Origin of the sequence: Haematobacter sp. (assembly GCF_032102465.1) — a bacterium.
Lineage (GTDB): Bacteria > Pseudomonadota > Alphaproteobacteria > Rhodobacterales > Rhodobacteraceae > Haematobacter.
Genome location: NZ_DAMDHB010000068.1, coordinates 1 through 8680, shown reverse-complemented (window position 1 = coordinate 8680; position 8680 = coordinate 1). Strand labels below are relative to the sequence as shown.

At 63.2% G+C, this 8680-nt stretch carries 12 protein-coding genes and 1 tRNA gene; all 13 read right to left on the bottom strand.

Features of this window, described 5'->3' with window-relative positions:
* On the bottom strand, window positions 1-771 hold a 771-nt coding region (locus RT513_RS20375; protein WP_313534485.1), incomplete at its 3' end, for a hypothetical protein.
* On the bottom strand, window positions 771-1133 hold the full coding sequence (locus tag RT513_RS20370; RefSeq protein WP_290688383.1) for a hypothetical protein: 363 nt from the start codon (window positions 1131-1133) through the stop codon (window positions 771-773). The genes RT513_RS20375 and RT513_RS20370, both read right to left, overlap by 1 nt.
* Window positions 1133-1570, bottom strand: a complete 438-nt coding sequence (locus RT513_RS20365; RefSeq protein WP_313534487.1) for a DnaT-like ssDNA-binding protein — start codon at window positions 1568-1570, stop codon at window positions 1133-1135. Before RT513_RS20365 ends, RT513_RS20370 begins: the two co-directional genes overlap by 1 nt.
* Window positions 1571-1608: 38 nt before the next feature.
* Window positions 1609-1806 (bottom strand): hypothetical protein, encoded by a 198-nt coding sequence (locus RT513_RS20360; protein ID WP_290688387.1) that lies wholly within the window; start codon window positions 1804-1806, stop codon window positions 1609-1611.
* Complete coding sequence (locus RT513_RS20355; RefSeq protein WP_290688389.1) at window positions 1806-2753, bottom strand: DUF2184 domain-containing protein; 948 nt, start codon at window positions 2751-2753, stop codon at window positions 1806-1808. The genes RT513_RS20360 and RT513_RS20355 overlap by 1 nt, the downstream gene beginning before the upstream one ends.
* Window positions 2754-2769: 16 nt before the next feature.
* Complete coding sequence (locus RT513_RS20350; RefSeq protein WP_290688391.1) at window positions 2770-3201, bottom strand: hypothetical protein; 432 nt, start codon at window positions 3199-3201, stop codon at window positions 2770-2772.
* On the bottom strand, window positions 3201-4304 hold the full coding sequence (locus tag RT513_RS20345; protein WP_290688393.1) for a DUF2213 domain-containing protein: 1104 nt from the start codon (window positions 4302-4304) through the stop codon (window positions 3201-3203). Before RT513_RS20345 ends, RT513_RS20350 begins: the two co-directional genes overlap by 1 nt.
* Window position 4305: 1 nt before the next feature.
* Complete coding sequence (locus tag RT513_RS20340) at window positions 4306-5685, bottom strand: DUF1073 domain-containing protein (protein ID WP_290688395.1); 1380 nt, start codon at window positions 5683-5685, stop codon at window positions 4306-4308.
* Window positions 5682-6956, bottom strand: a complete 1275-nt coding sequence (locus tag RT513_RS20335; protein WP_290688397.1) for a DNA-packaging protein — start codon at window positions 6954-6956, stop codon at window positions 5682-5684. Before RT513_RS20335 ends, RT513_RS20340 begins: the two co-directional genes overlap by 4 nt.
* Window positions 6910-7419: a terminase small subunit gene (locus RT513_RS20330; protein WP_290688399.1), complete on the bottom strand. Its 510-nt coding sequence runs from the start codon at window positions 7417-7419 to the stop codon at window positions 6910-6912. Before RT513_RS20330 ends, RT513_RS20335 begins: the two co-directional genes overlap by 47 nt.
* A gap of 158 nt (window positions 7420-7577) precedes the next feature.
* Complete coding sequence (locus RT513_RS20325; protein ID WP_290688401.1) at window positions 7578-7781, bottom strand: hypothetical protein; 204 nt, start codon at window positions 7779-7781, stop codon at window positions 7578-7580.
* A gap of 21 nt (window positions 7782-7802) precedes the next feature.
* A tRNA-Met gene (locus RT513_RS20320) sits at window positions 7803-7879 on the bottom strand.
* A 73-nt stretch (window positions 7880-7952) separates the two neighbouring features.
* Window positions 7953-8339: a hypothetical protein gene (locus tag RT513_RS20315; RefSeq protein WP_313534479.1), complete on the bottom strand. Its 387-nt coding sequence runs from the start codon at window positions 8337-8339 to the stop codon at window positions 7953-7955.
* Window positions 8340-8680: the final 341 nt, after the last annotated feature.

Genomic DNA, 8680 nt, shown 5'->3' with positions numbered 1-8680 from the left:
CACATGCCCGGAGCCCGCTGCTCGGCAATTTCCACCACATTCGCGACACGACCCACCGCGCAGCTGCAGGTAGCTGTCACTCAGCCTGCCAGTGATTTTTACCACATCATCGGGGGTGAGTTTCTTCGTCCCGTCGATCACCTTGGCGATGCTGCGGTCAAACCGCTTGTCGCGCCGCGTCAGTGTCATGTATCGCCGCAGAGCATCGGCGTCGCCTTCCTGCAACGCCCGTCGCACCCACGCCACCGTGCGCTCCTGCTGGCTGGTCAGCCCGACAATTCCCCCCGAGCGGGAATTCCCAGAAATGCGTCCAACGACGTCCAGCGCTGTCGTGCGCGGATTCTGACCCGCCATCATGCCGTCCGTCAGCGCGGACCTGATTGCAGCGCGCTGGTCATCCATGACGCTGGTCACGAGTGACGACGAGTGATCGCGCAGCCATTCCTCCGCCCGCTCATTCCGCGCATCGAACCGCACGACCACGCGCGCGCCGCTGCTGTCACGCAACGATGGCAGGGTCTTGGCCGCATGGACCCCGCCCGCCGAATAGGTCGAGCCGATTGCATCTTCCAGCGCCCGAAAGGCAGCACGCTCCACCCCGACAGCGTCGATAGCCGCCTCGATGTCACCACGATCCAGCGCCCGGGCGATGAGAGACAGCGTCGCGTCGTTCACGATCTCCGCCACCGATGCGATAAAGCCGTTCCTGATCCGCTGGTCACCCGCAGCAAGTAAAATCTCGATCTGCCGCTTTAGCTCAGCCCGTGTCATCACCGCCTCACGATAAACCGGGTCGCGACCTTCGTCCCGGCAGCCGGGATATCCACGACACGCAGGATGGTGACAGGGTGACCGTCAATGCTCAGCTCGTCGCCGGGCTGATAGTCCATGTCAGGGACCGCGCAGAGGACTGACAGGTCCGTCGCCATTATGGTCTTGTCGTCCACGAACTCTTTCGCAACACCAGATACGACGGCATCGATCGCGATGGTCGTCCTCGTCTCCGGGGCGGGGATCCACGGCTGGGCCGGAACCCCCGGAGTCACGCGCGTGAGGGTGACGACGCCCTGCGAAAACCGGCCGATCAGCCGGTCAGCCGTGGCGCGCATCCGCATGTAGTCGAAGCCCGCCATCACACGACCATCATTCCGATGCCGACGCGGCTGCGAAGATACGGGGCAAGCAGGCCCTCCACCGATGTCAGGCGGACCGTGTTCCCCTCGATCCACTCCCCAGAGGTGGCGGCATACTGGACTTCGATCACATCGACCTTTTCCCGGGTGACCTGCCCCGCCGCGCTTCCCACCGCAAAAAGCGCGCTCCCCGTGGCAGAGGCCCACGCGGCGTAGTAGGTGGCCGCCACCACCGCCGAAGGAACAATGTCATCCGGGAGGCTCTGACCATAGACCATCGCGCCCGATCTCGGCCACGCGCGCTCCTGCGCAATCCCGCCCGTCGGAGTGCCGACAAACCTCACCCCGTAGGTCGCGTCGATATAATCGCTGGCCTGCTCCCGCAGCGCGGAAAGGGTCGGGGCGTTGTCTGGCAACACATATCCGTTTGCCGCCATCCAAGACGCCAGCCCCTCATCCGTGCCATACCCGGCCATCAGTCAGCCTTTCGCCGCGTGCGTTTGGGCGGTTGCTCCGCGCCTTCGATCACCACCTTCCCCGACTTCACGAGTGCGCCGAACACCGCCGTCTCCACCGGGACGCACTCTACTGTCGCGCCGGGGCGGAGGACGATCTGACCGCCCCCTGCCCCGGAGAGAATGACGGTGCGCCCCAGTGTGTTGCGGACAAGCATCAGATGCCGTCCATGTAGACGGCTTCCTTCGGCAGCAGGAAGTCTACGCCACCAATACGGAAGGCGCCCGGGACTTCGAAGCGGAACGGCCCCGTCTGCCAGACCGGGAAGAACCGGAACGGCATGGGCATATTCAGCTTCAGCACGTCGGGAGAGTTGCGATATGCCACCATTCGCGCCGTGCCACCCTCGCCCATCGTCTCCATGCCCCGGACGCCCCGGATCATGAGAGGCAGGCCGGTTTCCTGCGTGAAAAGGTTGTTTTCCTTAAGCCACGTCAGGACCGTCTTGTCAGCCATCGGGGTGACCATCCGGCGATTCAGGAGGGAATACCGGCTGTTGGGCATCAGGAGGGTGTTAGACAGGCCAACGGTGTTGGTATCGTCAAAGACGCGGGTAAGAGCCGTGTCCACGTCACCGAGGATGGCGTCAGCGTCCTTATCCGCCCACTCCGTGGATCCACCCGTGCCCGTTGCCGCCGCATCGATCTGCGTCACTGCCGGGTTGTTGACGAGACCGGTAAAGCCCTTTTCCGCATCGCCAAAGAGCGCGACGATGTCGATCTTCTCTTCGGCGGCGCGGCGCGCGGCGATACCTTTGCTCTCGGCAAGGTTGATGCCAAGCATCTGCGCCTGCGCAAGTTCCTCAAGGTTCCAGCCGTAGCCGATCCCCGCCATGCCGACGGTCGTCTCCATCTTGGAGCGGATGATCTCGGCGCGCGGCACGTCATCAGCACCGGCATTGAGCCATTCGGCCCGCCCGACGCCGTCGAGGGAGAAATAGGTCACGGACTTGACCCATTCCGGGCCAGTCGTATCGACGGGGATCAGCCCGCGATACCTGACCTCGGGGTATTGCGTCCGGTAAACCGTCGCGTTGATGCGCGTGGCCTGGCTGATGGCGAAGGCCATTGCCGCCTGAGCATCCATCGTCTGGATGATATTCATGGGAGCCTCCTGATGCTCAGGTGAGATTGAGAACGGCGAGGCCACCGGCAGACGCGCTGGTCTCGAACTTGCCGACCTGCGTATTGCCGGAGGCGACGTTGGTCAGAACGCCTGTCGCAGGGACGAAATATGCGGTCTGGCCCGCCGAGACCGCAACGGACGCGACGACGACGACAGGCCCCTTGGTGCGCACACGAGCGGTCGCATACTGCGGATAGCTGTCTTGCAGCTGCGTGGGGTCCAGAACCGTAACGCCGATGAAGGAAGCGCCAGCGGCAGCCACCTTGATCTGGCGATCCGCCGTGCCCTGCACCGCAACCTTGCCGAAGCCGATTCCCTCCGCCGTTTCGACGTTGCGGGAAACGTCCTGACCTGGCGTGCGCATGTCAGGGATCATGCCCTCGATCATGTAGGGCTGGTGATCCGGGTATTCCGTTTGCAGAGCCATCAGTTGGCCTCCTTCTGCGCCGGGTTGAAGGACTGGAGATACTCGGCATAGGCCGAGGCCTCGTCGCTGGTCGTCATCTGGCGATTGCCGAGAGCGCCGCGAACGGGGTCTTTGCCGATGGATTCCGCGAGGATGTCGAAACGCGCATCGATATAGGCGTCCGACTTGTCCGCCATCTCCGCGCCATGCTTGGCGACAACCACAGCCTTGCGGATCGCAGCGTCGGACACACCCTCCACCTTCACCGAGGGGGCGATGGCCTTGGCCTTTCCGATCAGGTCCGCGCGGGAGGCGACACGGGCATCCAGCGCAGCGTCATCGAGGATTTTGCCTTTCAGGTCCACGATCTGCGCGTCCTTCTTGGCGATTTCCGTGTCCTTCGCCGCGATTTCCTTGGCGTGTTTGGCCTCGGCATCGACGAGGGCCTTAGCCGCATCGGCCTTGAAAGCCTCGACAGCGGCAACGTCGGTGGTGGCGACCTGAACGGCCTTGTCGCCCAGAACCACCGTCTTGAGAGCGTCGGACATCCTGTCCTCCTTTTTGCTCGTGGTGATCGGGGCAACGCCCCATTTTCCCGCCTCGTCACCGATGCGGAATTGCTCCCCGGCGCGTCCCCTTGAGACGACAGCCAGATGATTGATGCGAATGTCTCTCTGGACCGCGTCATAAGGCTCGCCATCAGGAGAAACGCCGTCCCCGATCTCCAGTCGGCAGGTATAGCCCGCTGACAGCTCCCGCGTACCTCCCGCAACGGCGGAAATCGCGGCGGCATCCTTGAGGATCAGCGGCAGGCGGATTTTCCCGTCATGCCACTCGGCCTCCGTGGACACCTCGCCAATCGCCAGGTCTTTCCAGTTTTCGGTCGTCACAGGCTCGGAGGGATGCCCCATGGTAACGGGGGCATGGCTGAATGTCCGCAGGCTTTCCGGCGCCCGGACCTCGCTCTCGGGGCGATAGACCCGGACCACGTCCCGGTCCACCAGCCCGACCTCCGCTCCGGCGTAAAGCTGGATCCCCGTGCGGACAGCGAAAGCCTCTGCGACCAGATAGCCATCAGCCGTCCGGCGGGTGCCCGCCAGAGATGCGTAATCCGTGAATTTCATGTCAGACCCCTTCGGGTTCCCCGATTGCCGCGATTATCTCCGGCTCCGAGGGCTCCTGCTCCGCGAGGGAGCCGTATTCTTCGATCTTGCCTTCCAGTCCCGGTAGGACGCCTTGCTCCACCAACTCGTTGACGAGGCTGTCGCTTAGCGCCTCCACGGGGAGGATCGGGCCAGCCGCGGACCCCGCCAGCGCGCGAGCCGCGTCCGCCGTGGTCTTGAAGATATTCGCCCTCTCGGTCTCCGACACCTGACGCAGCGGGTTCCAGCGGTAGAACACATCGTCCGGGCGCGAACCCAAGGCCGAGCGGAGGATACACTCATCCAGCATGGCCATTGCGGGCTGGAGTTCCAGATCTTGCAGCGCCTGTATGCTGTCGTAATACGTGCGCTCATCTCCGTCGCCCGTGGCGCTCAGCCCCGCCGCAGACCTGCCGAACAGGCGAGTCATGGGGATATCGGCAGCCCCGCTGACCTGCTGGAAGAACGTCAAGAGCAGTTCGGGAAGGGTGCTGAAGTTCGCGGACTTCTGGTCGTACTTCTCGCCACCTTCGCCGTCCGCACCCCCATCCAGAATGAGGGTGCCGTTGATCCCTTTTGCCCGAGCGCCCAACATGAGACGCGTCGCCACATCTGCCTCGCCATTCTGATCGCGGACGATCTCCATCAGGCGCGGGATGTGAATCACGTCAATCTTGGCCTCGAATACCAATGACGCGATGTTCGCGGCGGTGGCATCAGCCTGCTGGATCGCATCCATGGTGGACTGCAGCACACTGTCACCCCATCCTCTACCATATTGCCATGCATCCGGGACATAAGCGCCGGAGAAGACGGTCAGGCGCGAGGGGTGGACCTCCAAGCTCCCCAGCCGGTAATGCGACGGCATGCCGAACTGCGTGCTGTCCGGGTCGCGCTCTACCTCCCCGGGCGTGATCTGCTGCGGAGACAGGACGGTCAGGTGGCGAATGCCTCCACGACCGACAGAGGCAGGGTCCAGAGGCTGCGATACATCCCCCTCACCCGCGCTCATATAGATGACGGAGCCGCCGAACAGCCTTGCGACGGTCAGCGCTTCTTTCACCTTCTCGCGCAGGTTGAGCCGTTTTTCCTCTGCCTCAATTGCGGTGATTTGCGCCGCCTCTGCCTGCCACGCGCGCCACTTTCGCGTCGCATCCAGAGCGGGAATGTCCACGATCTTGCGGGGCAACCATGCCGACCGGTAGGCGCTTACGAGGGACGCCGGGTCCAGCACGCGGATGGCATATCCACCCCACGCCGCCTTGTCCCGCTCCGTGCCGAGATTGGCGACCATGTTCCGGTAGCCGTCCGCCATCTGGTATATCGCCCCATCTGCGGTGCGGCGGTAATGCGGCTTCGTCATAGCGCCATCCGATAGGTGTAGCTGTCACCCAGCATGAGTTCTGTCAGAGCCCACACGAGGGCGTCGGCCCGGTCAGGGGAGCCCTCCCCGATGAAACCCGTGCTGTCGATCATGCACATCTGGTCTTCCATCTCCGGGAATGCCCCCACGTGGCTGATACGGCCCTGCTCGTAGAGCGCGGCCACAGGCTCCGCCCGAGCCACCTTCCCTCGGGAAGCAATCACCTCCTTGTAAGAGGCCTGGCGATCTACGGTGCGTATGACGTGCTCGACCATGGCGCCGCCGAAGTTGCGCTCGGCAATGATCCTGTCCGCCTTGAATTCGTGATAGGCCGCAACTGCCCGGCGCCCCCACCCGTCGGGGGACAGCTTGCAGGACCGATCTGCGAGGATATAGCCCCGCCCATCCACGCCCTTGCCTGCGACGACAATCCCAATGCTGTCGCCGTCATCCTCCTGCCCGCGCGTCCCCGATGGGTCCACAGCCACGACGATGCGCTGCATGTCAGGCATTGCCTTTACCCGGTGCGCATCGATCTGGTCCCGCTGCCACAGCGCGCCGGGGAGATCGTCGAGCATCTCCGCCTCCAGCTCCTGCCTGCCGAGGCGAGTTCCTTCATATCGATCTTTGATCTTGCGAAGAAACGACGCGGCGAGATTGCCGGAATTGTCGAAGGTGGACCCCCGAGTCACCACGGTCGTTGGATCGGCCATAATCTCCTTGAGCACCGGGATCGGGCGCGGAGTGGTCGTTACCAGAGCCTGCGGCCTTTCCCCGAGCCGGAGGCCGAATTGAAGCATGTCCCATGTCTCGCGGGAATAACGCCACTTCGCCAATTCATCACACCAAGCCGCGTCGAACTGCGGCCCCCGAAGCTGCGCGGGCTGCGTGGCGTTGTAGCCGAGAGCAATCGCTCCTGTGTGAAACACCACCTGCACGTTCGGGTTGGCCACTATCTTCGGACGCTGGTGTTCCGGGAATACCGAGGCCAAGCCGCTGTCCCCGTAGCACATGACTTCTACGAGGTCTTTGTAGGTCTCCCCGATCAGGGCTATCCTCTGCCGTCCTGCGTCTACCTGCTCTCTGACCCACTCTGCGCCAGCCCGCGTTTTACCAAAGCCCCGGCCCGCATTAATCACCCATGTGAGCCAGTCACCTTCCGGTGCAATCTGCTCAGGACGCGCCCAGAACCGCCAGTCCTCCAGAAGCTCAGCGGCCTGCTCGTCACTCAGGCTTGCCAGTATCTCCTGACGCTCCTTCTGGTGGAGCAAGGCGAGCGAGGCGGCTAGCGATCTTGTCACGGGCGCTGACTTCCTCAGTCTGGATCGGACCGCCACCCTTGCCGGTATGCTCGATGCGCGCTTTGGTCGGCACCTCTAACCCCCAGAGCTTCACCTTGCCGTTGATAGCGCTCACCATGGCGCTCGGGTTGAGGGCGCTCTCCGCGACCTGACGGGCCTTCTCGTACTCGTCCATCGCCGCGCGACGGGTGTAGATCGACAGCCGCTCAGCCTCTTCGCGGAGACGCTCCAGCCTTAGGGTTATCTTAGGGTTGTCGAGAAGTTGACACGCCTCGACATAGAGCCATCCATCGCGGGCATTTTCGGCTACATCATATGCCTTGCGATATGCCTCTGCGGCATTTCCCGTCTCGAAATACGCGAGAGCGAACGCCTCCTGCTTTTCGGTGAGCGCCAGCTCCGGCTGCGCCCCGGCGCTTTTCCGGCGTGTCATCACCCATCCCTTTGCTATTGTGAGAGCCCCGCCGTCCTGCCTTCGCGCCTATCACCCGGACGAGTGTTGGCCCGTCTCCGGCGGCGCGTTTACCCCATGGGGCAGGTCAGGCTCTTGCGGCTGGCGGGGGATGGCCGTGAAAGGTGCCGGAGCTTGGATTACTTGCGGAACGGATAGAACGTCCAAGACTTGTCGCCGACGATCCACGACACGCAAAGATCAACAACACCCACTGCGGCGCCGACGATCAGACCTGCGACCACAGGGGCGACCCCGAAGCGATCTGCAGCGAACATGATGATGGTCGCGGAACCGGTGTAGAGCACCACTGGCCGGATCAGCTTGCCGAACGCTTTGATCATGTCGCCCTATGACCCTTGAATTGGAGGCGGGGACAGGATTTGAACCTGTGACCTTCAGGTTATGAGCCTGATGAGCTACCGAACTGCTCTACCCCGACAAACGCGAAAGGGAGCGGACCATCTGGTCGCACCCCCTCGCGATTATCAAATTACATGCACTCGCCTATCCTGTCAACGCCCTGCTGACACAAGGGCTTGTAGGCCTTCGCAGATCATGTGTTCCGGGGCGGCATCATCCAGAACGCACGCCCTCTTGATGGCCCAGATCACACCAGCCGAGCACTTGCGGAGGATGTTTTGGTCCGCGTCGTGCTGACGCTTGGCCTCCATCGCCGCGCGGAGCCTGTCGGGACGCGATCCTCCCCTCACCTCCCCGTAGCTGATGCCCTGTGGCGTTGGGGCCGGCAGGCCATGGAGCGCGGCGTAGCGGATGTATCGCTCGCAGTAGTCGGATCCAGCCGCCAGTTGTTGGTCGGTAATCCTGCCATCGGCCCACAGGCGCCCGATGACGCTGCCCCGGTGCTGGAGCTTTTCCGCGGTCATCTCGTCCTTGCTCACGGGCCTTGCATCCCTCTTCCGCCATTTCGATGCGGATGCAGCATTCGCGGGTTCTTTGAATGTCACGGCATGGCGTCGGCGCGCCTTGAGAGCGACTTGCATGGGGCCTTCCTCGAATGCGACCCGCACGGCGTCGGCCTTGGCCTCTGCGCTGCGAGATGGCTGACCTGATGCGGTGCGCTTGACCTTCTTGCGTGGCCTACCCCTCGCCATGGCTGGCCTCCTGTGCTTGGTATGCGCGGAGGATGGCGAGGAGCCGTTGCAGTGCGTCACTCACGGTCGTACATCCCCCAGAAAAATCTCGCCAAAAGCCACGCGATCAGAGATACACCTCCCGCAAC

What these genes read in the sequence shown, in the direction of transcription:
- RT513_RS20370 (WP_290688383.1), bottom strand. Translation starts at nt 1,133, where the DNA reads ATGGCGGGCTTCGACTACATGCGGATGCGCGCCACGGCTGACCGGCTG.
- RT513_RS20365 (WP_313534487.1), bottom strand. Translation starts at nt 1,570, where the DNA reads ATGGCGGCAAACGGATATGTGTTGCCAGACAACGCCCCGACCCTTTCC.
- RT513_RS20360 (WP_290688387.1), bottom strand. Translation starts at nt 1,806, where the DNA reads ATGCTTGTCCGCAACACACTGGGGCGCACCGTCATTCTCTCCGGGGCA.
- RT513_RS20355 (WP_290688389.1), bottom strand. Translation starts at nt 2,753, where the DNA reads ATGAATATCATCCAGACGATGGATGCTCAGGCGGCAATGGCCTTCGCC.
- RT513_RS20350 (WP_290688391.1), bottom strand. Translation starts at nt 3,201, where the DNA reads ATGGCTCTGCAAACGGAATACCCGGATCACCAGCCCTACATGATCGAG.
- RT513_RS20345 (WP_290688393.1), bottom strand. Translation starts at nt 4,304, where the DNA reads ATGAAATTCACGGATTACGCATCTCTGGCGGGCACCCGCCGGACGGCT.
- RT513_RS20340 (WP_290688395.1), bottom strand. Translation starts at nt 5,685, where the DNA reads ATGACGAAGCCGCATTACCGCCGCACCGCAGATGGGGCGATATACCAG.
- RT513_RS20330 (WP_290688399.1), bottom strand. Translation starts at nt 7,419, where the DNA reads ATGACACGCCGGAAAAGCGCCGGGGCGCAGCCGGAGCTGGCGCTCACC.
- RT513_RS20325 (WP_290688401.1), bottom strand. Translation starts at nt 7,781, where the DNA reads ATGATCAAAGCGTTCGGCAAGCTGATCCGGCCAGTGGTGCTCTACACC.